At 58.8% G+C, this 25,749-nt stretch carries 20 protein-coding genes; 11 read left to right on the top strand and 9 right to left on the bottom strand.

The window, feature by feature from the left end; translation table 11 throughout:
* Positions 1-77 precede the first annotated feature (77 nt).
* Both HMPREF2651_RS04475 and guaA read left to right on the top strand, forming a co-directional pair.
* Positions 78-1,826, top strand: coding sequence for an FAD-dependent oxidoreductase (locus tag HMPREF2651_RS04475; RefSeq protein WP_038627751.1), 1,749 nt, complete (start codon positions 78-80; stop codon positions 1,824-1,826).
* Positions 1,827-1,839: 13 nt separating this feature from the next.
* Positions 1,840-3,414 carry a glutamine-hydrolyzing GMP synthase gene (guaA, locus tag HMPREF2651_RS04470; protein ID WP_038627753.1) on the top strand — a complete coding sequence of 525 codons (1,575 nt, stop codon included), beginning with the start codon at positions 1,840-1,842 and terminating at the stop codon, positions 3,412-3,414.
* A 4-nt stretch (positions 3,415-3,418) separates the two neighbouring features.
* Here guaA and HMPREF2651_RS04465 read toward each other — a convergent pair whose 3' ends face one another.
* Entirely contained in the window at positions 3,419-4,096 is a 678-nt protein-coding gene (locus HMPREF2651_RS04465; protein WP_038627755.1) for a hypothetical protein, read from the bottom strand.
* A gap of 149 nt (positions 4,097-4,245) precedes the next feature.
* Here HMPREF2651_RS04465 and HMPREF2651_RS04460 point away from each other — a divergent pair, with 149 nt between their 5' ends.
* The 3 genes from HMPREF2651_RS04460 to HMPREF2651_RS04450 all read left to right on the top strand — a co-directional run bounded on the left by HMPREF2651_RS04460 (position 4,246) and on the right by HMPREF2651_RS04450 (position 7,126).
* Entirely contained in the window at positions 4,246-4,551 is a 306-nt protein-coding gene (locus HMPREF2651_RS04460; protein ID WP_038629377.1) for an antibiotic biosynthesis monooxygenase family protein, read from the top strand.
* Between the two features lie 215 nt (positions 4,552-4,766).
* Positions 4,767-5,462, top strand: coding sequence for a hypothetical protein (locus HMPREF2651_RS04455; protein ID WP_038629380.1), 696 nt, complete (start codon positions 4,767-4,769; stop codon positions 5,460-5,462).
* Positions 5,462-7,126 carry a Y-family DNA polymerase gene (locus HMPREF2651_RS04450; RefSeq protein ID WP_038627756.1) on the top strand — a complete coding sequence of 555 codons (1,665 nt, stop codon included), beginning with the start codon at positions 5,462-5,464 and terminating at the stop codon, positions 7,124-7,126. Before HMPREF2651_RS04455 ends, HMPREF2651_RS04450 begins: the two co-directional genes overlap by 1 nt.
* Before the next feature lie 39 nt (positions 7,127-7,165).
* Here the strand turns inward: HMPREF2651_RS04450 and HMPREF2651_RS04445 are convergent, their stop codons facing one another.
* A complete protein-coding gene (locus tag HMPREF2651_RS04445; RefSeq protein WP_038627758.1) occupies positions 7,166-7,846 on the bottom strand; it encodes an AMIN-like domain-containing (lipo)protein in 681 nt (226 codons plus the stop codon).
* A gap of 163 nt (positions 7,847-8,009) precedes the next feature.
* Here HMPREF2651_RS04445 and HMPREF2651_RS04440 point away from each other — a divergent pair, with 163 nt between their 5' ends.
* Positions 8,010-8,921 carry a sucrase ferredoxin gene (locus HMPREF2651_RS04440; RefSeq protein WP_049182317.1) on the top strand — a complete coding sequence of 304 codons (912 nt, stop codon included), beginning with the start codon at positions 8,010-8,012 and terminating at the stop codon, positions 8,919-8,921.
* Positions 8,922-8,945: 24 nt separating this feature from the next.
* On the opposite strand, the gene HMPREF2651_RS04435 is transcribed toward HMPREF2651_RS04440, so the two are convergent.
* The 3 genes from HMPREF2651_RS04435 to HMPREF2651_RS04425 all read right to left on the bottom strand — a co-directional run bounded on the left by HMPREF2651_RS04435 (position 8,946) and on the right by HMPREF2651_RS04425 (position 11,624).
* Positions 8,946-9,578, bottom strand: coding sequence for a methionine ABC transporter permease (locus HMPREF2651_RS04435; RefSeq protein WP_224433327.1), 633 nt, complete (start codon positions 9,576-9,578; stop codon positions 8,946-8,948).
* 65 nt (positions 9,579-9,643) lie between these two features.
* Positions 9,644-10,693, bottom strand: coding sequence for a methionine ABC transporter ATP-binding protein (locus HMPREF2651_RS04430; RefSeq protein WP_038627760.1), 1,050 nt, complete (start codon positions 10,691-10,693; stop codon positions 9,644-9,646).
* Positions 10,694-10,757: 64 nt separating this feature from the next.
* Positions 10,758-11,624, bottom strand: a complete 867-nt coding sequence (locus tag HMPREF2651_RS04425) for a MetQ/NlpA family ABC transporter substrate-binding protein (RefSeq protein ID WP_049182316.1) — start codon at positions 11,622-11,624, stop codon at positions 10,758-10,760.
* Between the two features lie 247 nt (positions 11,625-11,871).
* On the opposite strand from HMPREF2651_RS04425, the gene HMPREF2651_RS04420 reads away from it, so the two are divergent.
* The 5 genes from HMPREF2651_RS04420 to HMPREF2651_RS04400 all read left to right on the top strand — a co-directional run bounded on the left by HMPREF2651_RS04420 (position 11,872) and on the right by HMPREF2651_RS04400 (position 18,980).
* Positions 11,872-15,111, top strand: a complete 3,240-nt coding sequence (locus HMPREF2651_RS04420) for an error-prone DNA polymerase (RefSeq protein ID WP_049182357.1) — start codon at positions 11,872-11,874, stop codon at positions 15,109-15,111.
* An 18-nt stretch (positions 15,112-15,129) separates the two neighbouring features.
* Positions 15,130-17,094, top strand: a complete 1,965-nt coding sequence (locus HMPREF2651_RS04415) for an alpha/beta hydrolase family protein (protein WP_038627764.1) — start codon at positions 15,130-15,132, stop codon at positions 17,092-17,094.
* A gap of 31 nt (positions 17,095-17,125) precedes the next feature.
* Complete coding sequence (locus HMPREF2651_RS04410) at positions 17,126-17,665, top strand: tRNA (cytidine(34)-2'-O)-methyltransferase (protein ID WP_038627766.1); 540 nt, start codon at positions 17,126-17,128, stop codon at positions 17,663-17,665.
* Between the two features lie 68 nt (positions 17,666-17,733).
* The gene (locus HMPREF2651_RS04405) at positions 17,734-18,591 is read left to right on the top strand and encodes a bifunctional methylenetetrahydrofolate dehydrogenase/methenyltetrahydrofolate cyclohydrolase (RefSeq protein WP_049182314.1); all 858 of its coding nucleotides are present in this window, start codon (positions 17,734-17,736) and stop codon (positions 18,589-18,591) included.
* A gap of 20 nt (positions 18,592-18,611) precedes the next feature.
* Positions 18,612-18,980, top strand: coding sequence for a DUF3017 domain-containing protein (locus tag HMPREF2651_RS04400; RefSeq protein ID WP_038627769.1), 369 nt, complete (start codon positions 18,612-18,614; stop codon positions 18,978-18,980).
* Here HMPREF2651_RS04400 and HMPREF2651_RS04395 read toward each other — a convergent pair.
* From HMPREF2651_RS04395 to HMPREF2651_RS04380, 4 genes are all read right to left on the bottom strand, one after another.
* Positions 18,977-20,113: a homoserine O-acetyltransferase MetX gene (locus HMPREF2651_RS04395; protein ID WP_038627771.1), complete on the bottom strand. Its 1,137-nt coding sequence runs from the start codon at positions 20,111-20,113 to the stop codon at positions 18,977-18,979. The two genes, HMPREF2651_RS04400 and HMPREF2651_RS04395, sit on opposite strands and share 4 nt — an antisense overlap.
* A 45-nt stretch (positions 20,114-20,158) precedes the next feature.
* Positions 20,159-21,481, bottom strand: a complete 1,323-nt coding sequence (locus HMPREF2651_RS04390; RefSeq protein WP_038629393.1) for an O-acetylhomoserine/O-acetylserine sulfhydrylase — start codon at positions 21,479-21,481, stop codon at positions 20,159-20,161.
* A 454-nt stretch (positions 21,482-21,935) separates the two neighbouring features.
* The gene (locus HMPREF2651_RS04385) at positions 21,936-24,158 is read right to left on the bottom strand and encodes an NADP-dependent isocitrate dehydrogenase (protein ID WP_049182313.1); all 2,223 of its coding nucleotides are present in this window, start codon (positions 24,156-24,158) and stop codon (positions 21,936-21,938) included.
* A gap of 265 nt (positions 24,159-24,423) precedes the next feature.
* Complete coding sequence (locus HMPREF2651_RS04380) at positions 24,424-25,461, bottom strand: hypothetical protein (protein ID WP_049182312.1); 1,038 nt, start codon at positions 25,459-25,461, stop codon at positions 24,424-24,426.
* Positions 25,462-25,749: the final 288 nt, after the last annotated feature.

Here is a 25,749-nt window from a genome sequence, read left to right as displayed (position 1 = left end):
AAAGCCACCTCCGCTTAGGGTTAGGAACATGAGTTCCGCGCATTAGTGTTACGCCCTTAGAGAAGGTGGCTTTTCCCATGAGTAAACAACGTGATTTCGATGTTGTAATCGTCGGTTCCGGTTTCGGTGGCTCTGTTTCTGCTTTGCGGTTGACCGAAAAAGGCTACCGAGTGGCAGTTCTCGAAGCCGGTCGACGGTTCGAAGATAAAGACTTTGCCAAGACCAGCTGGCGGCTTCATAAGTACCTGTGGGCTCCCAAGCTGGGGCTCTTTGGCGTCCAGCGCGTGCACATGTTGAAAGATGTCATGATTCTCGCTGGTGCTGGAGTCGGCGGTGGTTCCCTTAACTACGCAAACACTCTGTATAAGCCGGGTACCGAGTACTTCCAGCACCGTCAGTGGGGGCACATTACCGACTGGGAGTCAGAACTCACTCCGCACTATGACAATGCATCTCGCATGCTCGGGGTGGTCACCAACCCATCCGACACGCCTGCCGACGTTGTCATGCGTGAGGTAGCCGAAGATATGGGGGTGGGCCATACTTTCCGCTCAACCCCGGTGGGCGTGTTCTTCGGTGCCAAGACTGGTGGTCAGGGTGTGCCAGGGCAAACAGTTTCCGATCCCTACTTTGGTGGCGTTGGACCGGACCGCACTGCTTGTACGGAATGTGGTGAGTGCATGACTGGTTGCCGCCACAATGCAAAGAACACCCTGGTTAAGAACTACCTTTACTTGGCGGAGAAGTTCGGTGCGCAGGTCTTTGACCGCACTACCGTTACTGGCCTGCATCCTCAGGCTGATGGCTCCTGGGTTATTGACACTGAGCGCAGTGGCCGTTGGGTAGCTAAGGGCAAGCAGCAGTTTAGAGCTAAGCGCGTTATTCTCGCCGCCGGTGCCTGGGGAACCCAGAATTTGCTGCACCGGCAGCAGGCCGATGGGTACTTGCCGCTGCTGCCGAAGTCTTTGGGCAAGCTGACCCGCACCAACTCCGAGGCTATCTTGGGCGCGATGGGTACGAAGGTGGACCCGGAAAATGACTTCTCTAACGGTGTAGCTATCACTTCGTCATTCTTCCCGGACGAGGACACCCATATCGAGCCAGTGCGCTACGGCAAGGGGTCTAATGCCATTGCAATGCTGCAGATGATTATGACCGAAGGGGGTCGTGCAACTCCGCGTTGGCTACAGGCTGTGGGGATCGTCGTAAAGCACCCGAACTACCTGACACAACTCCTGAACCTGCGTAAGTGGTCGCAGCGCACCGTGATTTCTTTGGTGATGCAGAATCGCGACAACTCGATTACGACGTACCTGCAAAAGATCGGGCCGGTGCGTTTCCTGATGAGTAAGCAGGGCGAGGGGGAGCCGAACCCGACGTGGATTCCGTCGGGCAACGAAGCTACGCAACGTGCGGCGGACAAGCTCAATGCACGTGGTCGGAATGGTCGTGTGCTGGCTGGTGGCACTATCGGTGAGTTGGCAAATATTCCTTTGACAGCTCACTTCATTGGTGGCGCGACGATTTCGGATTCGCCCGAAAACGGCGTAGTCGACCCGTACCTGCGCGTGTGGGGCTACCCGACGCTCTCGATTCACGACGGCTCGGCGATGGCAGCCAACCCGGGGGTGAACCCGTCACTGTCGATTTCCGCGAATGCGGAGCGTGCAACGTCGCTGTGGCCGAATAAGGGTGAGGAAGATCAGCGTCCGGCGCAGGGTGAGTCCTACGTGCGACTGGAGCCGATTGCTCCGGTGAACCCGGCTGTGCCGGAAGATGCTCCGGCTGCACTGAACCTGGGTATGCCTGCAGTCCGTAAGTCTTGATAAGCTTTAGGGCGTGTCTGAACAGGTGACTAAGCCCGTCCTCGTCGTGGACTTCGGTGCGCAGTATGCACAGCTCATCGCGCGACGTGTGCGCGAGGCAAAAATTTATTCCGAAGTGGTCTCGCATGATGCGACGACCGAAGAAATCAAGGCCAAGAACCCGGCCGCGCTGGTGCTGTCCGGCGGCCCGTCCAGTGCCTACGCCGAAGGTGCCCCGAAGCTCAACCCAGAGTGGCTTGAGCTGGGCATTCCGGTGTTTGGTATTTGCTACGGTTTCCAGGTGATGACTGAGGTGCTCGGCGGCACGATCGCTGCTACCGGTGACCGTGAGTACGGCCGCACGCAGCTAAACGTCGTCGACGGTGGCGGTGTCGCTCACGCTGGTGTGCCGGAGACGCACGAGGTGTGGATGAGCCACGGTGACGCGGTGTCTGAGGCACCGGAGGGCTTCACCGTTACGGCGTCCACCAAGGGTGCTCCGGTAGCCGCTTTCGAGTGCTTGGAAAAGCGCATGGCCGGTGTGCAGTACCACCCGGAGGTCAACCACTCGCCGTATGGTCAGCAGGTTCTGGAGAAGTTCCTGTACGAGATTGCTGGCCTGGAGCCGGACTGGACTGCCGCTAATATCGCGGAAGAGCTGATTGAGCAGGTCCGTAATCAGGTCGGTGAGACCGGTCGCGCAATTTGCGGTCTGTCTGGCGGCGTTGACTCCGCAGTTGCCGCCGCGCTGGTGCAGCGCGCTATTGGTGACCGTCTGACCTGTGTCTTCGTCGATCATGGGCTGCTGCGTCAGGGCGAGCGCGAGCAGGTTGAGAAGGATTTCGTTGCTGCAACTGGCGCGAAGCTGATCACCGTCGACGACTCCAAAGTCTTCCTGGATGCTTTGGCTGGTATCACCGATCCGGAGACCAAGCGTAAGACTATCGGCCGTGAGTTCATCCGATCCTTCGAGCGCGCTGTCGCTCAGGCACTGGAGGGCGCTCCGGAGGGCGAGACCGTGGACTTCCTGGTTCAGGGCACCCTGTACCCGGATGTGGTGGAGTCCGGCGGCGGTTCTGGTACTGCCAACATCAAGAGCCACCACAACGTCGGTGGTCTGCCGGATGACGTTGAGTTCACCCTCGTTGAGCCGCTGCGCCTGCTGTTCAAGGACGAGGTCCGTGCGGTCGGCCGTGAGCTGGGGCTGCCGGAAGAAATCGTTGCTCGTCAGCCGTTCCCGGGTCCGGGGCTCGGTATCCGCATCATCGGCGCTGTCGATGAGGAGCGCCTGGATACCCTCCGCCGTGCCGACGCCATTGCGCGCGAGGAAATGACGGCCGCAGGTATGGATGAGGTTGTCTGGCAGTGCCCGGTCGTCCTGCTTGCCGACGTTCGCTCGGTCGGTGTTCAGGGCGATGGTCGTACTTATGGCCACCCAATTGTGCTGCGCCCGGTTTCCTCTGAGGATGCGATGACCGCTGACTGGACTCGCGTTCCGTACGACACTTTGGAGAAGATTTCCACCCGTATTACCAACGAGGTGCCAGAGGTCAACCGAGTGGTCCTGGATGTGACTTCCAAGCCGCCGGGAACCATTGAGTGGGAGTAAGCCACTAGTTGGCAAGGGCCGTGTCTGTGAGTTGTGCAAACTCGCGGGCACGGTCCTTTTCCGTCAGGGCAGAATTGTTCCTGGTGATGGTGATGCGCTTATCGGCCACGAGCGTGTGGAGGGCTGCGCTCACGGCATCGTCGTCAAGCATGGCGAAGTAAGGCAGCTGGTCGGTGAAGAAGACGTAGTTGTCGCGCAGACGTGCGGTGAAGAGGACCGCGAGGATGCGGGCCTCTGGTGAGTCGGCGGGATAAGGGCAGCGTTGGGAGAAGTCGTCGGGAAGTTGTGCGGCCATCGGGAGGAAGCCGAATTGCCGCGGCAGGATTGCGCAGGTAGCGGTGATGGCGGACAGAACTAGGGTCACTATGCAGGCGATCGGTGTAGAGGAGATTCGTTCGGCGACAGCCGCAATAATCCATGCGCCGGGGAAAATCAGCAGCACGCTTACGCTGGAGGTCCAAGAGATGTCGTTTGGTGACTCACGCATCGGCTCGGCGAAATAGGACGGCCGAGTTTCTTTGGTGGGTGTTTTTGCCTGGCGCACGAAAAGAGTGGCGCCGATGAGAGCCAGTAAAAGCGCTATCATGATCCACCAGCCAATGGAGCCGATGATATGTGCGTTAAGCAGCGCGAGCAGTGTAATCACTGCGGTGATGACGCCAATCACCGTCCCCAGCCGCACGGGATTATTGATAAATTTTGTCGTGCGTTGAGTCGCGTCTGGGTAAGACCCTGAAGAGTGTTGGTATCGGCTGCATTCAGTCATACTTCTTAAGTTTAGTAGCGGTGGAACTATAGATTGTTGAGAGTCGTGTGGCTAGTGTTATGACTATGAGCATTGTAAAAATTAACGCTATTACCGTTCCTGAGGGTGCGGGAGAAGAGCTCGAACGTCGCTTTTCCGCTAACTCTTCGAAAATGACCGATGTCCCGGGGTTTATTGGTTTCCAGCTGCTGCGTCCAACCGCAGGGGAGAGCCGCTACTTCGTCTTCACTGAGTGGGAGAGCGAGGAGGCCTACCAGGGGTGGCGTGAGGGCCGTGCCTTCAAGGCATCGCATGAGGGCGAAAAGCGCAAGCCGGTGTCGTCGTCGGCTGATTTGCTCGAATTCGATGTAGTCCTGGATGTGAAGGCGTAAGCATTACGCAATGTAGTGTTCGGCTGAGGTTAGAGCGTCGCGCGGTGGTGTGCGGCGCTTTTCTTCGCACATTAATATCGAACGTACGTGCTATTTAAGGTAGTGTTTAATCCGCTTGTTGGGAAAGAATATTCGAGCAGGGTTCGTGGTGAGCATGGCAGTGAGTCGACAGAGGGTCGACAGCGGGATGACAACGAAATGAGGTGGAACAAGAAGTGACAACGGCGGTCAATATTGCTGCGGGGCAGTCTAGGGAGCAGACTATTGCGGCATTGCGGCAGGCGATGGCAGCCCAGTCTGGTGGGACTGTAACTGGTGCAACCTTTGGGCTCGGTGAGGCGCTGCCGGTGCCGGTGGCGTTGGAAAATACGTTGGCGGGAGCAGTGCGAAAAGGGGCTGTCAGTGTCATTGAACAGCCCGGTGCGGTATTAGCAGGCCTAATCGCGGAAGTTACGAAGACAGGTCATGTTGCGCTAGTTGGGCTCTCCGAGCAGGGGTTGCTCTCCGTGGTGGAGTTGGGCGGGAAGCTATCGAACATTGTCTGTGTGCCAGATCCTGGAATGCAGCCACTTGAAGTAATTGGGCTGCTGGCGGACGGCGTTGACTTGGTGGTGGCTTCGTTGGCACCCACTCCGCCGCCGTCGCAGGCACGTCCGCTGCAGGCACGACTGCGCACGAGTGGTTGTGCTCTGGTTTTTGTCGGGCAGCAGTGGCCGGGCGCTGAGTCGGAAATTTCCAGCTCTGTTGCTGGTGTTTCCGGGATTGGTACTGGGTATGGCCGGATTCGGGCAGTGGATTACCACGTCAGTGTGTCGGGGACGCGGTTTCCGCGGAGGCAGTGCCGTTGGCGGGTGGGGGAACAGGTGGAACAGAACAATGTGGTCGCCTTTCCCGCACAGAGGAGGTCCTAATGGCAGCGGCGGAATCGAACCGTGTGGTGGCGCTATGGCTTCCTGATTGGCCAGTGCAGGCAGCGCATCTAGCATCTGTGACGTCGCAGGCTAATCCGCTCAGTCCAGTTGCAATTGTGGGTGATAGCGGAGTCGCTGCTTGTTCTCCAAGTGCACGCCGTGCAGGGGTACGGCGCGGGCAAAGTCGTCGTCATGCGGAAGCGTTGTGCCCGGAACTGGAGGTTGTCGAGGAAAGTGCGGTGCGCGACGCTGCGGAATTCGAGTCCGTGCTGCAACGGTTGGAGGCGGTGGCAGCTGGTGTCGAAGCTCTACGGCCAGGCTTGGCGGTTGTGGCAGCGCGAGGGGTAATGCGTTATTACGGCGGACAGGATGTGGCCTTGGAAAAGCTGCTTGATGCCGCTGCAGTACCGGGTGTGGACTGCAGCTTGGGGCTCGCGGACGATATTGTGACAGCTATTTTGGCAGCGCGCCGGGGAGTGCTGGTAGCTCCCGGGGAGGATGAAGGCAAAAGATTTCGGCAGGGAATCTCTCTGGTGGAGCTTAGGGCGGAAAGTGCACTGGAGATGCCCGCAGAGCTTGCGAAGTCGTGGCAGGAACTCGGTCTGCGCACATTGGGAGATGTCGCTGCGTTGCCGAAGCGGGATATAGCCAACAGGTTTGGGGTGCAGGGGGCTAGATGGCATGATTTGGCCTGTCGTGGGGAAGTGCGGTTGGTAGCGCCGCGATCTTTGCCACCAGGATTGGCTGCGAGCTACCAGTCTTGGGAGAGTCCACTCCGGAGAGTGGACGAGGCCTCATTCGTGGCGCGTTTTCTAGCTGGGCAACTGCATGAACAGCTTTTTAACCATGGGTATTCGTGCTACCGCTTAGCGGTGGTGGCGCAGTTTAGTGACGGCTCAGAGGTGCGCAGAGTATGGCGCTGCACTGAGCCACTGGCAGAACAGACTACGGCTGACAGAGTTCGGTGGCAGCTCGATGGCTGGCTGAATAACAGGAATCGGCAGCAGCCACGAGGGAACAGCGACACTGGTGCTGGAGTTGTTGGCTGCGCTGAGGAAAATGACGGAGATGATAGCCGCGGAATCGTAGAGCTGCAGTTAGAGCCACTGGATGTGGTCGCCGCCGGGACTGTAAAGCAGGATTTGTGGCACGGTAGTGATGATGCGCGAGCTAAAGCGCGCCGGGCTGCAGAGCGTGTGCAGGGGTTACTGGGGCCAGAGGCAGTACAGCAACCAATCATGCAAGGCGGGCGTGGCCCAGGCGAAAGAGTGGGATTTGTCGCTTTCGGAGAAAACCCCAAAAACACAAAAACCGCGGAAATTAATCAGCCATGGCCGGGAGCTGTTCTTGCCCCCAATCCGGCAATTATTCCCGCGACTGCGAATGCAGAGGTGGAAGTGCTCGACGCCGATGGGCACACCGTGGGCGTAACTGGGCGAGCGACCATGACGGCGGAACCGTCCCTGGTGCGACATGGAGTAACAACGTATCGCGTGTCATCGTGGGCTGGGCCCTGGCCGATTGATGAGCGCTGGTGGGTACCCGATGAGGCTCGCCGAGCGGCAAGAATACAAATCCGTGCGGTAGCGAATGACGGTACCATCGCCGCCTGGTTGCTCATAGGGCATGCCGGCGCATGGAGAATCGAGGGTGCTTACGCGTAGAGACGCAGTGGAGGAGGAGTGCGTCGGTGTGCAAACCGATTACTTCGATTGGAAGTCAATAACCAGGCGGTTTGGATTGCTCAACGAGAAAACCTTGAACGGGGTCTTATCTCCCTTGAGCCCGACGACATACTGAGTCTGCCCCTCGAAGGTTCCGGCACCGACGACTTCCTTAATAACGGAAGTCGATGTCGGCTTGACCGAGTCAGAGGGGAAGTCCTCCATCTGGAAATCAAAGGGGTAGCCCATGCCCCGCAAGTCGATTACCAGCTTGGCTGTACCGTCGACAGAAATCGGCTTGCCGGAGCCCTGCTGGGTTGGGACATCCTCGTAACGGACGAAGTATCCCGGTGTGCCCTCGCCGGTGAGTTCAAAGACAATGCGGTCATAACCGTCGTGGGAACCGACGCGGACATCTTGAATACCCAAGTAAGCGCCATCGGAAGGAGCAGCTTCTGCAGAGGAGCTATTGAAATCGCCCGCCGGAGCAGCATCGTCATCCATGGTGGTCTGCGCCGCCGCAGACGAGCTAGTGGAGCTGCTAGAGCTGCTCGACAAATCGGAGGTGCCAGCGGTTGAGTCAGTTTTCATAGACAGTGCAGCAGCCGAGTCTGAGGAGGAGTCAGAGGAGCAGGCACCGAGAGCTAGACCCAATGCGAGGCACAGGGATGCCGCGATACGGGTACGAGTGCGCGAAGCATCCAGCGATTTCGTATTCATACGTCCGACGGTATGTGCGCGGTTGCGGAATTTCAACAAGTTGAACTGCAAAAGTCGAGGTCAAAGTTATTTGTTGTCAAAGTGTTGCACAATAGTAATAAAACAGGGGTGAACGCTGCGACCTAAGACCCAATCGCAGAGGTACTCAATTACGCTTAGGCGTATGAGCCAGGCCAAATTTGATACCACCTGTTCCGCTCAGATGGCTGAGCCGCTTCCCGGTACTGCAAAAGCCGGAAAGCTCTTTATTGCGTTGGAGCACCAACTCGGTTGGTCGCACGATATTTTTGACGGCGGGGTATGGGGAGCAGAGATCACCGGTCAGGTAGAAGCCTGGTTATCTGAGCGCGGTGGCGCGTTGCAGCTAATTCGCAAACCAGGCCGAATCGGCCAGCAGCCGTGTGATGGCGTTAACGTCTATATCGCGCATTGCGAGTCAGCGGATGGCTCTGAGGTTTTCCTCGAACATCGCATGGTTGCCGATGTTGAAGACCTGATGACTCTGGATATCCGGCTTGGACAGTCCACCGAGGGGGCCACTCGTCTAGACCATCCACTGTTTCTCATCTGTACGCACGGTAAGCGCGATCGTTGCTGTGCGATTAAAGGTCGCCCGCTCGCTGCGGCGATGCACAACCTCTACCCAGAGGTCGTGTGGGAAACTTCCCACTCTAAGGGGCACCGCTTTGCGCCGGCTAGCGTACTGCTGCCATGGAATTACAGCTTTGGACGTCTGAGTGCGGTGGACGCCAAGGGGGTTATCGAAGACGCTCAGCGGGGCATCGTGCATGCAGAGGGCTGCCGCGGCCGTGGTATCTACACCCCGCAGGGGCAGGCAGCCGAGTTGGCTGCGCGTCGTCAAGCAGATGCGTGGGGCGTAGACGACGTCGCACGCGTTGACGTCGACGGTACGACTGCAGTCGTCGCGCTTTACGACGGCCCCAGCGACCGCGACAAGGTCGTGGAATACGAAGTGGCCCTGGAGAAAATCACCACAGAAGGTGTTGTGTCTTCCTGCGGTGATGCTCCAGGGCCAAAGAAGGGCTGGGCTGCGGTCGAAGTAACCCGCCGCTAGCTAGCGGCTAGCTAATGTGTGCGGCTACCTGCGCATAATCTTCTTGGAGAGCCAGTTGCCGAAAATCTGCGCCAACTGGACGATGAAGATGATGACCAGGGTTGTCACCAGAGTGACGTTCCAGTCGAATGCCTGGTAGCCGTAGGTGATTGCGAAGTTGCCCAGTCCGCCGCCGCCGATGTAGCCGGCCATAGCCGACATGTCGACCACGGCGATGAATGCGAAGGTGTAGCCAAGTACCAGTGGGCCCAGTGCCTCCGGCACGACGACCGTGCGGATGATGCGCCACGGACTTGCGCCCATCGCACGGGCGGCCTCAATCACGCCGGGGTCGATGGACATCAAGTTCTGCTCCACCAGTCGCGCGATGGCGAATGTGGCGGCAATCGACATGACGAACACCGCGGCTTCAGTGCCGATCGTGGTGCCGACCACGTTCTTTGTCAGTGGGCCAATGGCCGTAACCAAGATGATGAACGGGATTGGGCGGACAAAGTTAATCAGGACATTGAGGACCTGGTAGACAAACTTGTTGCGCAACACGCCACCGTCGCGGGTGGTGTAGAGCAGCACGCCGATTGCCAGACCTGCGACACCACCAATCAGCATGGCGACACAGACCATGTAGAGCGTCTGGCCGAATGCCTCGCCCAGCATTGGGCCGAGGCTATCCCAGTTGGTGTCCTTGCCACTCACCGATGGCAGAGAGTTTAAGAGACCGATCATGATGCAAGCTCCTCTACCTGTGTCAGTTCGGAAATGGCAGCAATGGCGGCATCGAAATCAGAGGAATCCGAGGCGGAATCACCTGTCAGCGGAGTCAACCGCAAAGTAAGGCGACCGTAGGACTTCGCTTGCACATTGGCGACTGCACCGTGTGCCACCGAGGCGGCGACACCGTGGGCACTAGTGGCCTGTGCTAGAGCACCGAGGTCAACACCGTCATTGATAGTGATGGTGATCAGGCGAGCCGCTGCGCTCTCGGCAGACTGATTCACCGAATCGCGTTCACGACCAATCGGAACATCGCGCAGCGCGGTGGTGGCGAAGCGGCGGCCAACCTCAGTCTTGGGATTGGCAAAGACCCCGTGGACCGTACCAGTTTCGACGATGTGCCCATTTTCCATGATGGCCATGCGGTCAGCGATACCGCGTACAACCGACATGTCATGGGTAATCAGCACGATAGTGACACCCATTTCGCGATTGATGCGACGCAGCAGATCCAGGACACCAGAAGTAGTTTCCGGGTCGAGTGCCGAGGTGGCTTCGTCGGCAAGCAGGAGCGTCGGTTCGGTGGCGAGCGCACGGGCGATGCCGACACGCTGCTTCTGTCCACCCGAGAGCTGCTCTGGGAAGGACTCCGCCTTGTCGCCGAGACCGACGAACTCCAACAGCTCCTGGGCGCGAGCGCGGCGCTTGGCCTTCGGCATACCGGCCAGTTCCAGCGGATATTCAACGTTGCGAATCGCGTTGCGCGAATGGAAGAGGTTGAAGTGCTGGAAGATCATGCCGATATTGCGGCGCAGGCCCCGTAGCTGGCGCTCGGAGATGCCGACGATGTCGGTGTCGTCCAGCAAAACCTGCCCTGATGTTGGCTTTTCCAGGCCGTTAATCATACGGATGAGCGTTGATTTACCGGCGCCGGAATAACCGATGACGCCGAGGATTTCGCCGGGTTCAACGGTCAGGTTGATGTCGGCGAGCGCGGTGACGTCGCCGAATTGCTTGTTCAGCTCGCGGAATTCGAGCTTCGTTCCCTTGTTGGTCACGAATGAATCAGTGCCCCTTGGTCTGTGTTCCCTGGTGGTGGGCGGTGCTTAAGCGGCAGTGGCCTTAGTTCTGCTCGCGCTGCTGCTTTTCGACGCGGTCCAAAATGTCCTGCAGCTCCTTAGCCGAACGGTCAACCGGAACCGAGGTGCCCTTGGAGTCCTCTGCGACTGCGTCCTGGACCTCCTTGGAGTGCCAGATCTTGGAGAGCTCCGCGTACTTCGGGTCGTCAGCATTTTCAGCCTTGGTGACAAAGACGTTGATGTACGGCTCTGCCTCCGTGGAGTTCGGGTCATCCTGGAAGATGGCGGTGTTCGGGTCGATACCGGCGCGGTCCAGGAAGGAGTTATTAATAATGGCAGGCTTACCCTCGCCGTAAGCGGCCGGGGTCTGAGCAGCATCCACTGGCAGGACCGTGACTGTGGAAGCTTCCTTATCGATGTCGGCCGGGGACGGAGTCAGCAGGTCATCCTGCTTCAGCTTTAGCAGGCCAGCCTGAGCCAGCACGTTAATAGCGCGCCCCTGGTTGGAAGGGTCGTTCGGGATAACGACCTCGGTGCCCTTCTTCAGCTCATCAACTGACTTGTGGTCCTTCCAGAACAGAGCCAGCGGGACAATCTCGCTCGAGCCAATCGGCGTCAGGTCCGACTTAGCGCCGACGTTGTACTCAGCCAGGAACTTGATGTGCTGGAAGAGGTTGACGTCGAGCTGGCCCTCATCGAGTGCGCGGTTCGGAGTCTGGTAGTCGGAGAAGTTCTTAACATCCAGATCAATGCCCTGTTCAGAAGCCTTCTGCTCGAAAACGGTCCAGGCCTTCTTGCCGGCATCCGTGGTGCCGATACGAATGGCGTCATCCGAGCCGCCACAGGCAGTAAGGCCGGTTGCGGCGAACGCGACAGTAAGTACACCGGCGGAAAAACGCTTGAGGTTCATCGAGGGGTCTCCTTATTTAATGGGATTTGTTAGCTGAAGTTTTAAGGCAGAACTAGACCAAGCTGTCTTTAATTCTGGGGTTAAGGCTAGCACTTGCCCAGGTAGTGCTGAAAATTCAACTTCAGCCTAAACAGTCGAACGTGGCTGAGATGTGACTTACGGATGCGTCCCGGGGGTGACGTTTAATGCAGATGGCAGTCGAAAATACGTTTGAATTCAGTCCGCGGTGTGGGTTAATGTTCGTGGCATGGAAAACATCTCGGACGGGCAGTCGGAGCGGTCCGGTCGACCACTGAGTTGGTCGCGGATTGAGCGTATTCTATCGGGTAAATTTTCAGGAAAACTACAGCCTAATGGTAGCTTCAACGGCTGGCGGGGGCAGCTGTCAGATTCCATCGTTGGGGCTTTTGAAGCTCCGGAAAGCGGCGCTGGTGGCAGAGGTGGCATGTCATTTACGCCTGCGGATATTAAGGCGGAATTGCACTGTCGTTCGAGTTATTCCTTCCTGCATGGCGCATCGGATCCGGAAGAATTGGTGTCCGAGGCTGTGCGTTTGGGGTTAAACGTGTTGGGGCTGACAGATCGCGATGGTTTCTATGGAATCGCTCGTTTTGCCGAGGCTGCAGCGGAGGCTGGTATTGCCACAATTATCGGCGCGGAGCTGGGGCTTCCGCAGCGGCCCCTCACGGTGCTGGGGCGGGGTCCCGAGGGCTATCGGCGCCTGAGTCACGCGCTGTGTGATGCGCATATGTCTGCGGGGGAGAAGTCCGTCGTCCGCTATCCTCCACTGCCAAAGTTGGGGGAGGCCGCAGGTGGTTTCTGGCAGGTGCTTGCCGACGTTAACTGGCTCGGCGACCTGGAAGAACTTATTGCGGCCTTCGGTGCGGAGAATGTGGCACTCGAACACCGCGTGAGCCCCACCGCGCAGGCGGCCGATGACGCGGAAGCTATTTCAGCCGCAGCTGTGAAGTATGGCCTGCGGGAGGTGGTTTCCTCTGCTGCGACGTCGGCTTCGCCTGCGACAAGCCGGTTGGCTGGGGCTAAACAGGCTCTTGCTGTGAGAGAGGACTTAGACGGGTTCGAGTCACGACTGGAGCCGGCAGGCGGAGCTTGGTTGCGTTCGTGGGAGGAGCTAGCGGCGGCAACACGGTATCTGGGGGCGCAGGTGCGGCAGTCAACACAGGACATTGCAGGTGAGTGTGCTTTTACGCTTGACCTCATTGCGCCTGAGTTGCCTCGCTGGGAAGTGCCAGAGGGCCACGATGAGGACTCCTGGCTGCGGGAAATTACCCGTGCGGGGGCACGGCGGCGGTATGGTCCGGTCGATGGAGCTGGGGACGGCTCTGCGCAAGCGCGGGCGTGGGCGCAGTTAGAACATGAGCTGACTGTGATTCGAGAGCTGGGCTTTCCGGGCTACTTCCTCATCGTGCACGACATCTGTGAGTTCTGTCGCCGGGCGGGAATTCTGGCGCAGGGGCGCGGTTCGGCCGCTAACTCGGTGGTGTGTTTTGCGCTGGGGATCACCAATGTTGACCCCATTAGCGCCGGGCTGTTGTTCGAGAGGTTTTTGTCGCCAGAACGGGATGGTCCGCCGGATATCGATGTAGACATCGAGTCTGGTCGTAGGGAAGAGGTTATCCAATACGTCTATGAAAAGTATGGTCGTGACAATGCTGCGCAGGTGGCCAATGTCATTACCTACCGGCGGCGCGGCGCATTGCGCGATGCGGCGCGGGTGTTGGGATACTCGCCGGGCGTTATCGATGCGTGGGGCAGAGACCGAGAAGCGTGTCCGCCGGAGCCGGTGCGGAAACTGGCGGAGCAGCTTCGTGGGCAGCCTCGTCATTTAGGCATTCACTCTGGCGGAATGGTGATTTGTGATCGGCCGATTGCGGATGTCGTGCCAGTGGAATGGGCACGCATGGAGGGGCGCTCAGTAGTGCAATGGGATAAGGATGACTGTGCGGCAGCGGGACTGGTGAAGTTCGACCTGCTTGGCCTCGGAATGCTGGAGGCCATCCACCATTGCATTGACTTGGTCTATGAACAGCACGGGCGCCGAGTGAACCTGTGGGAAATAGATGTCGCTGAACCGGAGGTTTACGAGATGTTGGCACGCGCGGACGCGGTGGGCGTGTTTCAGGTGGAATCGCGCGCGCAGCTGGCCACCTTGCCCCGACTGAAGCCGAGGGAGTTCTTTGATCTGGTGGTGGAGGTGGCACTCATTCGCCCAGGCCCCATTCAAGGCGGTAGCGTGCACCCCTACATTCGCCGCCGAAATGGACTCGAACCGGTGACCTATGAGCATCCGGTGTTGGAGAAGTCTCTCGGGAAGACACTGGGCATTCCGCTATTTCAAGAGCAGCTGATGCAAATGGCCGTCGATGCGGCGGGTTTCAGCGGGGCGGAAGCGGACTCGCTGCGCCGCGCTATGGGGTCGAAGCGCTCAGTGGCCAAAATGGAAGCGCTCCATGCCCATTTTCTGGCTGGGCTGGAGCGCACCAGTGGCATTGATGCGGATATTGGGGAACAACTGTGGAACAAGATAGTGGCCTTTGCCGCCTACGGTTTCCCTGAATCACACGCGCAGTCGTTTGCCTCCTTGGTGTATTTCTCGGCCTGGTTTAAGTACCACTATCCGGCGGAGTTCTGTGTAGCGTTGCTCCGTGCTCAGCCCATGGGGTTTTACTCTCCGCAGTCGTTGATTGCCGATGCCCGCCGGCACGGTATCGGCTGCGATGGTCCGGATATCGCAGTTTCAGGCGTGGAAGCCAGCGTCATCGATGGTCGTATTCGTTTGGGGCTCGGTGCCATTGCCGGTGTGGGCAATGGCATGGCGGAACGTATCGTCGCAGCGCGGCCATTTGTCAACGCAGCAGATGTCGCCCGCAGAGCTCGGCTGGGTGTTGGGCACATGGAAGCACTGGCGCGCGCAGGAGCACTTGGGTCGCTGGGGATTGACCGTCGTCAAGCACTGTGGGCGGCGGACGTGGCGGCGACGGAAAGTGAGGGCATGCTGCCGGGGCTCACGCTTGCCGACGCACCGGCGTTGCCCGGCATGACGGAGTTTGAGCTGGCAGCTGCCGATTTGATGGCAACGGGAGTGACCCCGGGGCAGTACCCGGTGGCTGCGTTGCGGGCAGACCTGCAGGAACGTGGAGTGGTGCCTGCGGCGGAACTGAAAGCAGTGCCCGATGGAACACGAGTAGAAGTGGCGGGAGTCGTGACACATAGGCAACGTCCAGGGACAGCTGGCGGAGTGACATTTTTGGGAATGGAGGACGAAACTGGGCTGGTGAATGTGCTGTGTACACCGGGGCTGTGGAATCGTTTTCGGCCGGTAGCGGTGAATTCGCGGGCGATGGTGGTGCGCGGTATCGCGCAGACAGCCTCTGGTGCGGTGACAATCGTGGCCGATCGTCTGGTGGATATGTCCGAGGCTCTGGGGCGGCCGGTGGTGGCAGGTCGAAGTAGAGATTTTCGCTGACTATTAGAATGGATTGTTATGCGCCAGACCTATGAATCCTCGTTAGCACCGGATGGGAGTGCAATCGCCTTTATTGTCCGCGATAGCGGCTACCCGCGTGCGGTACAGCAGGAGATTACTCCGGAGGGGCTAGGGGAGGAGCGCCCCGTGAAACTGCCGGTGGAAGGCCCGGTTACCAGAGTGCTGCACTCCCCGGATGGAAAGTGGATTGCCTGCGAGGTCTCTCCGTACGGTACGGAGCGACTGCAGACCTGGCTGGTATCCACCGATCCGGAGGTCGATGGTGCCCGCCCCCTGCGCATGGATGCGGATATGCGCGCCACACTGGTGGAATGGGATAACAATCTCCTGGCGATGAACGCGGTCGATGCCCAGGGCATTAACTATGCACGTTTGGTCAACCCGACAAACTCAAAGTATGAGGTCATTGATAGACGCACCGACAGCCAGCTGGTAGCGGCTGAAAGTGGGTTTGGCCTCGTGCGGGTGGGTCCGCGAGGCCACCGGGAGCTACTACTAGTCGGGCCGGGGCAGCAGTGGCAGCCGCTGTTGCCATCCGATCCTGGCTCCACCACGGATGCCGGTGTCTTATTGGCGCATACGGGGCAGGAGAAGCTGACCGCATTCGTGCTCTCAGATCATGGCGCGGAACAGCGTCGCATCCTGCGCCTGGGTATTACTCCCGATAGCGGTATCAGCACTACTGAGCCGCGCACAGCGGAATCGACCGCAGCGGAGATTTTGGATATGAAGATCGGCATCGAAGTCGATGTCGAGGAGTTCATTGGCAATCCGGATCAAGACGTCGAAGAATTCGTCATTAGTGAGGATTCCTCCACTGCGGCTGTGCTGTGGAATAGCGGTGGGGTCAGCACGCTCGAGGTGCTAACCCTTGGCTTTCACCCGCAGACTGACGACATGCGGGTGATGGTGCGCCGCAATGTGGAATTGCCGGGCATGGTTGCGCGCGAGCTGTCAATCTCCGGAGACGGTGAGCTGATCTCCCTGACAGTAGAAGGGCCAGGCCTTGCGCCAACGGTGGAGATTCTGCGCAATATCGGTGGTGTCATTGAGCCATTGGATATGGAACGCACCGAACGGATTTTGGCTCTGGAAGAGAAGAATCTGGAGACCATGCCGGCCCCAGAACTGGTCTACTTTGTCTCCCGCGATGGGCTGGAACTCTCTGGCTGGCTCTACCTTCCAGAGTCGGTGCGCAATAGTTCTAATGACGTTTCCGAAAACGCACTACCGCCGGCTTTCATCCATATCCACGGCGGCCCAGAACTGCAGGCGAAACCCATTCACCACGATGTTCTAGCCAGCATTGTGGAGGCGGGCTTCGTGGTGTTCACACCTAATGTGCGCGGTTCCTCGGGGTCCGGTAGGTCATTCGAGCACGCGGGCGACCGCTATGGACGCTTTGCCGCTATTGCGGATATCGCAGCGGCGCGTGCCTTCCTCGTTGATGCCGGGTTGGCGGACCCAGAACGCATTGCCCTGGGTGGGCGATCCTACGGTGGCTTCATGTCGCTGTTGGCCTCGGCGTGGTACCCGGATCAGTTTGCTGCCATCGTCGATGCCTGCGGAATGACAAGTTTTGAAACCTACTACCAATCCACAGAACCCTGGTTGGCGCAGGCCGCGTTCCCTCGATACGGCTACCCGTACCAGGATGCTGAGCTTCTGCGCGATATCTCGCCACTGCACCGTGCGGAGGAAATGAAGGCTCCAACCCTATTCATCCACGGCGAGTGGGATACCAACGTGCCTCCGCGAGAGTCCGGTCAGATGCGCAACGCCATGGATGCCTATGGTGTGCCCACTGATTTTCTGGTGGTTGAGGGAGAGGGCCATAAGTTCTCGAAGCCGAGGAGCCGAGCGCTCATCGGTGAGACCATCATCGCGTTTTTCGCCGAGTACGGCGTGTGTGATGCGGTGCCCAGCGCGTCAACGGCAGTAGAAACTAACAACGATCAGTAATAGAAGCAGCGGAAAAGAACTGACAGAAGAAATGAATAGCGCCACGACCGAGCCGACGAACGCCGAGCCAACCAACTCCACAGACTGGATTAAGAGCCACACCTGCCACGTGCTTTTTGACCGGCCTGTCATCCCGCCGAACACCGGAAACGCTATCCGCATGTGTGCGGGCTCTGGAGCTATGTTGCATCTGGCCAAGCCACTGGGGTTCAACTTCGATGACAAGAATCTGCGTCGCGCCGGGCTGGATTACCATGACCTGGCCGATGTGCGTATTCACGATTCCATCGATCAAGCGTTGGAGACCTTTGCCAGCCAAGGGTGCCGCATCTTTGCCTTTACCGCACACGCTGACACTTGGCACACAGACATTGAGTACACGAACACCGATGTACTGCTCTTTGGCCCGGAGCCAACCGGGTTGGAACAGTCAGTGCTCGATGATTCGCGAATTACGCAATTGATCCGAATTCCCATGTTGCCCGCTCGTCGCAGCATGAATCTTTCCAACGCCGCTGCAGTGGCTGCTTATGAAGTCTGGCGTCAACAGGGCTTTATGGGCGGTAAATAGGGTCAAAGGCGAGGGCGGTTACAGGGCGTTTCTGGGCATTATTCGCTCCTGTGCCTAAGATAAATGCCATGGCAGCGACAAAGCTTGATGGCAAACTCTACCGAGACGAAATCTTTGAAGACCTGGAAAAGCGCGTTGAGCGTTTGAAGGAAGCCGGCTACACCCCGGGGTTGGCCACCGTGTTGGTTGGTGATGATCCAGGCAGCCACTCTTACGTCAAGATGAAGCATCGCGACTGTGAGCAGATTGGTATCGCCTCTATCCGCCGTGATCTCCCAACTGACACCACGCAGGAAGAACTCGAGGCAGTAATCACCGAGCTGAACGGAAGCCCGGAGTGCACAGGCTACATTGTTCAGTTGCCACTGCCGAAGCACCTGGATGAAAACCGTATTCTGGGCCTCATCGATCCGGAGAAGGACGCCGATGGGCTCCACCCGGTAAACCTGGGCAAGCTGGTTCTCAACGAGCCAGCGCCACTGCCGTGTACCCCAAACGGCTGTATCCACCTGCTGCGACGCTTCGGCGTCGAGCTCAATGGAGCCAAGGTTGTTGTTATCGGCCGCGGTGTCACCGTCGGTCGCCCAATCGGGCTGATGCTCACTCGCCGCAGCGAGAACTCCACCGTGACGCTGTGCCACACCGGCACCAAGGATTTGGCCGCTGAAACCCGTCAGGCTGACGTCATCATCGCAGCCGCTGGTGTCGCTCATATGCTTACGGCAGACATGGTCAAGCCTGGCGCTGCTGTACTCGACGTGGGAGTTTCGCGTGTCGACGGCAAGCTGGCCGGTGACGTTGCTGATGACGTCTGGGACATTGCCGGTTACGTATCCCCGAACCCAGGTGGTGTCGGCCCACTGACTCGCGCTTTCCTCGTACGCAATGTCGTCGAGCGCGCTGAAAAGCTCGCTGGCCTGGCCTAGTCAGCCGGGAGGAAGAAGTCATGTCGAAAAGGGAAATTGCGCAGCGTGCCCGGCGGGAAGATCTGCCGGATCCAATGCTGAACCCGCATAGCCCGAAGACCCCGCCGCCGGGGGCATCGTGGCCAATGTGGGTGCAGTATACGATTTACGGCGCGCTCTTTTTCGGCATGTCCGCCTTCGTCGTGTTCCTGGGGCTGGAGCGTTGGCGACGCGCCACATTCATGCTGGGAAGCACAATGGTGCTGCTCGGTGTGGCTAGGCAGTACCTGCCGGACAGTATTTTAGGTGTGTTCTCTGTACGATCCCGGACCTTTGACCTATGGTTTTGCTCCATAATCGGGATGGGGATCGTATTCCTCGCAGTCAGCGTGGATGCGCTGGGAAGCTAGCTGACATCGCGAGAGAGGAAATTACGCACAATCGAATCCACTCGCTCGAACTCCGTCAAGAATCCGTCGTGACCCACGGCGGATTCAATCTTTTCTAGCCCCATGCAGTTGCCCAGATTGCGGGCGAGGTGCTCCTGCTGGTGGAAGGGGTAGAGAATATCCGTGTCCACACCGGCAATCATGGTCGGAACGGTTGACGAGTGCAGCGCCTCGTTGAGGCCACCGCGATCACGGCCAATATTGTGCCGATTCAAGGTATCGGTGAGCACGACATACGACCCGGCATCGAAACGCTGAGCCAGCTTCTTCGCCTGATGATCCAAGTAGCTTTCTACCTGGAATCGGTCTTCCGTGCGCATCGCGCCCAGCGGATTCTCACCGGGCTGCGCTGCCGCACCAAAGCGGTCATCCATCTCCAGCTCGCCACGGTACGTCAAATGCGCGACCCTGCGTGCAAACCCCAGACCTCGGGTCGGGGTCACACCGCGGTCGTAGTAGTCGCCGCCATGCCAATCGGGATCGGACTCAATGAATTGAATCTGCGCAGACTGAATACCAATCTGCCAAGCAGACGCACGTGCGCCGACGCACATCACCAATGCCTTGCCGACGAAATCCGGGTGCATCAGTGACCACTCAAGCGCGCGGGCCCCACCCAAGGAGCCACCAATGACAGCTTGGAGGCGGGAAATTCCCAGTTCTTGCAGCGCAAGGTGCTCCACTGTCACCGTGTCGCGCACGGAGATGGCGGGGAAGCGAGAGCCCCAGGGCTTGCCGTCGTCCGGATGTGGACTGGAGGGGCCAGTTGTACCGCGACAGCCGCCGATGACGTTGGTGCAGATGATGCAGTACTCGTCGGTATCCAGTGCGCGGGCAGAGCCAATCATCCCGTTCCACCAACCCGCAGTCGGGTGGTACTCATCCGAGGGACCGGAAGCGTGGGCGTCGCCGGTTAGAGCGTGCTCGAGGAGGATGACATTCGAGCAGTCGTCGTTAAGCCGGCCCCAGCGTTCGAACTCGACGGTGACGTCGGGGATGACCGCGCCGGCCTCGGTGGTGACATCGCCGATAAAGACACGCCCCGGCTCGCCCTCGGGTGGGAGGGCGGCCGGGGTAGATGGGGAAAAGCTCATGCCTTATAGACTACTTAGTCCGTCATATGTCTGTGTACAAACGGTCTACGCGAGTGCTGCGAAGCCGCCCTCGAGGTCAGCGATGATGTCATCGATGTTCTCGATACCGACGGAGAGACGCACGGTGGCCTGGGAAATGCCGGCGCGAGTCAGACCCTCCTCATCGGACTGGGAGTGAGTGGTGGTGGCCGGGTGGACAACCAATGAGCGGACATCACCGATGTTGGCGACGTTGGAGTGCAGCTTCAGAGCGTCAATGAACTTCCAAGCCTTGGCGGTGTCGGCATCCTTCAAGTCGAAGGAGAGCACGCCGCTGGCGCCGGAGAGACCCAGCTTGGTCAGGGTTTCGTGCCACGGGGAGCTCGGCAGGCCAGCGTAGTTGACCTTGGCGACCAGCGGGTGGTTCTCGAGGAACTCAGCGACAGCCTTGGCGTTTTCATTGTGGCGCTCGATGCGCAGAGACAAGGTGTCGAGGCCCTGAGCCAGAACCCACGCGTTGAACGGAGCCGGAGTAGCACCAGTGTCGCGGAGAATGCCAGCGCGGGCGCGCAGTGCGAAGGCTGGGGCGCCCAGGTCGGCGAACTTCAGGCCGTGGTAAGCCTCGTCGGCCTCGGTGAAGTTCGGGAAGATAGAGCGGCCGTTGCGGGTCTGAGTCCAGTCGAACTTGCCACCATCGACGATGACACCGCCGAGGGAGGAACCGTTACCGGTCAGGAACTTGGTGGTGGAAGAAACCACGATGTCAGCACCGTGCTCGAGCGGGCGCAGCAGGGCAGGGGTCGGAACCGTGTTGTCGACAATCAGCGGAACGTTGTTGCGGTGTGCAACCTCTGCGATAACCGGGATGTCCAGGATGTCGATCTGCGGGTTAGCGATGGATTCACCGTAGAAACCGACGGTGTTGTCCTGAACTGCTGCCTGCCAGGACTCCGGGTCATCCGGGTTCTCGACGAAAGTGCAGTCGATGCCAAGGCGCGGCAGGGTGACCTTGAACAGGGTCTCAGTACCACCGTAGAGGCGCGGCGAAACGACGAAGTGGTCGCCCGCACGAGCCAGAGTGAGAACAGCAGCGGTCTCAGCTGCCTGGCCGGAGGCGAACAGTACGGCTGCGACGCCACCCTCAAGGCTGGCGATGCGCTGCTCGACGGCATCCACAGTCGGGTTGGTCAGGCGGGAGTAAATCGGGCCTGCATCCGAGAGGTTGAAGCGGTTGGCAGCGTGCTCAGCGGAATCGAAGACGTAGGAGGAGGTGTTGTAAATCGGCAGGTTACGCGCGGAGGTCTGTGCGTCCGGAGCGAAGCCGGCGTGAATAGCGCGAGTGGACAGGCCCCAGTTGGCGGCGTTGCTGTTGTCGTACTTGGTGGTCATTTCAGATACTTCCTTGCGGTTTTTGAGGTTGTTCAAAACGTTGCTTACAAACAATAGTGAACCAAGCTGTCTATTGCAAAGTTTTGGAAAAACCCAAGGTAAGAGGGTGTGTGCATCTGTGTCGAGAGTGCGATAGCCCGCTTAGTATGGATTGGTTTGATTAGTCGTGGGGTGTGATTAGTTGTGGGGGGGAGCCTGGGCATTGGGCGCTGCGGTGTCGAGTGTCGGGTTGAGCCAAGCTGGGGGCTGGATATGGGCGAAAAGTACCGGAGACCGCCGAAGGGCGCTCGAAGTTGTCAAGGCCGTTATGGAGGTCAGGGCACAGAAAAAGCCCCACGCATCATGTGCATCAAATGCAACATGAGCGAGGGGCTATCGCCTGAAATCGGCGGGCAGTCTAGGTCAGCCTCGGCCAACCAGACCAGCCAGACCACCCAGGGGCAAGCAGTTAGTCCTACTTCTTCAAACCGTCGATAATCTCGTTGAACTCAGCGGACGGACGCATAACTGCGGAGGTCTTCTCATCGTCCAGCAGGAAGTAGCCACCCAGATCAGCTGGGGAACCCTGAGCATCAATCAGGGTCTTGGTGATGGACTCTTCCTTCTCCGTGAGGGCCTTAGCAACCGGTGCGAAAGCTTCCTTCAGCTCGGAGTTCTCGTCCTGCTTGGCCAGCTCCTGTGCCCAGTAGAGAGCCAGGTAGAAGTGGGAGCCGCGGTTGTCGATCTCGCCAGCCTTGCGGGAGGGCGACTTGCCCTCGTCGAGCAGGGTAGCGGTTGCCTTGTCCAGGGCCTCGGCCAGGACGCGCGGACGTGAGTCGTCGTCATCCTCAGCGGCATAGCGCAGGGACTCGGCCAGTGCCAGGAACTCACCCAGGGAATCCCAGCGCAGGTGGTTTTCTTCCTGAACCTGCTGGACGTGCTTCGGGGCGGAACCGCCTGCACCGGTTTCGAACAGACCGCCGCCGGCCATCAGCGGCACGACCGACAGCATCTTAGCGGAGGTGCCCAGCTCCATAATTGGGAACAGGTCGGTGAGGTAGTCACGCAGAACGTTACCGGTTACGGAAATGGTGTTCTCGCCGCGGCGGATGCGCTCGAGGGAGAACTTGGTGGCGGACACCGGATCCATGATGCGGATATCCAGACCCTCGGTGTCGTGATCTGCCAGGTACTCGTTGACCTTGCTGATCAGGTTGTTGTCGTGCGCACGCTGCGGGTCCAGCCAGAACACTGCAGGGTCACCAGTGATACGAGCGCGGTTAACGGCTAGCTTCACCCAGTCGCGGATTGGGGCGTCCTTGGTCTGGCAGGAGCGCCAGATGTCACCCTCGGCGACGTGGTGCTCAATCAGAACCTCGCCAGCGGAGTTGATGACCTGCAGGACACCGTCAACCGGAACCTGGAAAGTCTTGTCGTGGGAGCCGTACTCCTCAGCCTTCTGAGCCATCAGGCCGACGTTCGGGACAGATCCCATGGTTGCCGGGTCGAAAGCGCCATTGGCGCGGCAATCATCGATGACCGCCTGGTAGACGCCGGCGTAGGAAGAGTCCGGGATAACAGCGAGAGTGTCGCTCTCTTCGCCGCTCGGGCCCCAGCCCTTGCCGCCGTTGCGGATTAGTGCAGGCATGGAGGCGTCAACGATGACGTCGGACGGAACGTGGAGGTTGGTGATGCCCTTGTCGGAGTTCACCATGTAGAGGGCCGGGCCCTCCTTCAGGTCCTTTTCAATCGCGGACTTGACGGCTGCAGCGGTTGCGTCGTCAAGCTTGTGCAGGCCGTCGAGGATAGCGGCGAGGCCATAGTCCGGAGTCAGGTTGGCAGCAGCCAGCTTGGACTCGAACTTCGGGAAAACAGATGGCAGGAAGGCCTTGAGGACCTCGCCGAAAATCAGCGGGTCGGAGACCTTCATCATGGTGGCCTTCAGGTGGACGGAGAACAGGATGTTCTCGCGCTTTGCGCGACGGATCTGAGCGCGGAGGAAGTTGTCCAGGATGTGGACGTTCATGCCCGTGCCGTCAATAATCTCGCCCTTGAGGACCGGCATGTCCTTCTTCAGGGTGATGATCTGGCCGTCGTTGGACTCGAGCTGGTAAGTCAGCTTGTCGTCTTCCGGCATGACAATGGACTTCTCATTGTGGCGGAAGTCGTTGGAGGCCATGGTGGCGACGTTGGTCTTGGAGTCTGCGGACCAAGCACCCATGCGGTGCGGGTGCTTGCGGGCGTAGTTCTTCACCGGCTCCGGAGCGCGGCGGTCGGAGTTACCCTCGCGCAGTACCGGGTTAACGGCAGAGCCCTTGACCTTGTCGAACTTTGCGCGGTCGGCGGTCTCCTCGTCGCCTTCCGGCTGCGACTTGTACTTCGGAATGTCGTAGCCCTTTTCCTGCAGCTCTGCGACAGCGCGCTTAATCTGCGGGACGGATGCAGAGATATTCGGCAGCTTGATGATGTTGGCGTCCGGCTCCTTGACCAGCTTGCCCAGGGCTGCCAGCGCATCTTCTACCTTCTGCTCGTCCGAAAGGCGCTCCGGGAACTGAGCCAGAATGCGGCCTGCGAGGGAGATGTCGCGGGTTTCAACATTGACACCAGCCTGGCTTGCAAATGCCTCCACGATTGGCTTCAGCGAGTAGCTCGCCAGCAGAGGGGCTTCGTCAGTACGGGTCCAAATAATTGTCGCCATAATTCATGTCTCCTATCTGTTTTGTTCCACGATAACCCAGTTTTGAATCTTGGGTTGTGTCGGGGCATAGCGCAAAAACAGTGATAGTGATATGAATAACGCAATTATGTGAGGTAAGTCACGAAATGCGTTTTTATTTGTCGCTTATTCACCGCTTTTCATTCCATTTTTCGCTTTACGACGGTCCCCGCGCTCAGGCCCCTCAAATACGAAAAACCGCGCTGGGGTGTCGTGCACGCCGGCGCGGTGGTTCAGGACAGCTTAGTTAGTTCTGCGTATTGTTCGGAGGATTGTTCTGGCCGAACTGGTAGCCCTGAATGTTCTGAGACTGGGGGTGCTGCGGCGCATATACCTGCCCCGGAGCTGACTGGGTAGTCCTGACCAGTTTCTGGCCGCGGAACCATGCGCGCATGTCCTTGAGGAACATAAGAACGCAAGCGGCGATCAGCATGGCACCTGCGAGGAAGAGGACTACATCCACCCAGGAGCTCAAGAACAGGAGGGGGATGATGGTCATAGTCAACGCCAGTGGTGCCACGGTGACGCAGAAAAAGATTGGTGCCGTTGAGTCTTCGCCGCGGAGAATGGAGTGAATCCAGTATGCGGTCAAGGTGACAAGCATCATTCCCAGCAGTAAAAGGATTGGAACGAGAACGAGGGCGGCTGCAGCGCCCATCATGTAGCCAATACCCTCCCAAGAATCACCCAACGATGACTCTAGGCTGCCGAGATTGTTGGCGCCCTGGATGCTGAGCTTGATTGCGTACAGAACTGTGATGATGCCAATCAAGGTTGAAAAACCGACCAGGCCGGTAGTAATTCGGGGAATGAGCGGCATGCGCTGCCACATGTTCTGCAGTGTGGCGTTTGCCGGCAGTGGCGGTACATCCGTGGTCACCGTGGTGGTTACCGTCGCAGGTCCGTTTTGAGTTGGGGCGGACCACTGTGCTTGTTGATTCTGCTGTGCCGATGACGGCTGCGACTGGGCTTGCTGGGCTTGCTGGGCTTGTGTCTGGAACGAGGATTCCTGCGCAGTGGGTACCGGGCGATTTGCCAGCCCGCGCAGCGTCGCGACGGTGATGGTGGCGTTCTCATCGGCCAGCAAAGCGTCGTATTCGCGACGACGTCCCTCATCGCCTAGCACTTGCAGCGCAGTGAGCTTCTCCTGGAACTCGCCGGAGTACTCCGAGACACCAGCATCCCGCAGTTCAGAGAGCTGACTAGAAAGGTTTGCATGGAGCTCTTCGGTGCTGGCTGCGCTATCCAGCTTCAGAGACTCGTAGAGGTTATAGCGGTCGCCCATAGCGGCTCAAGATCCTATCGGTATTGCAGTTCGAAATATCTTTTCAAACAATTTACCCGGTAGCTAGTACGGCAGCATCGAAGACCCGGAGCGCTCGATGGTAGGAAGTCCGTGGCGCTCGGAGGGCATTGGTAGCCCTCGGCAAACAATGCCGATTGCACAATGTATTAGAAGAACGTGAGTGAGTGACTACCGCCAATGGCTGTAGATGTTATTCCGCGCACAAATACCCGGGGAACAGACGGATTGAATAGCGAAATTTTTGTGTTGCGGAGTAGAGTCTCATTT

The organism is Corynebacterium sp. HMSC063A05 (assembly GCF_001809695.1).
Lineage (GTDB): Bacteria > Actinomycetota > Actinomycetes > Mycobacteriales > Mycobacteriaceae > Corynebacterium > Corynebacterium amycolatum.
Note: the sequence above shows the minus strand (reverse complement) of the source record. Positions and strands in the feature narration are given on the sequence as shown.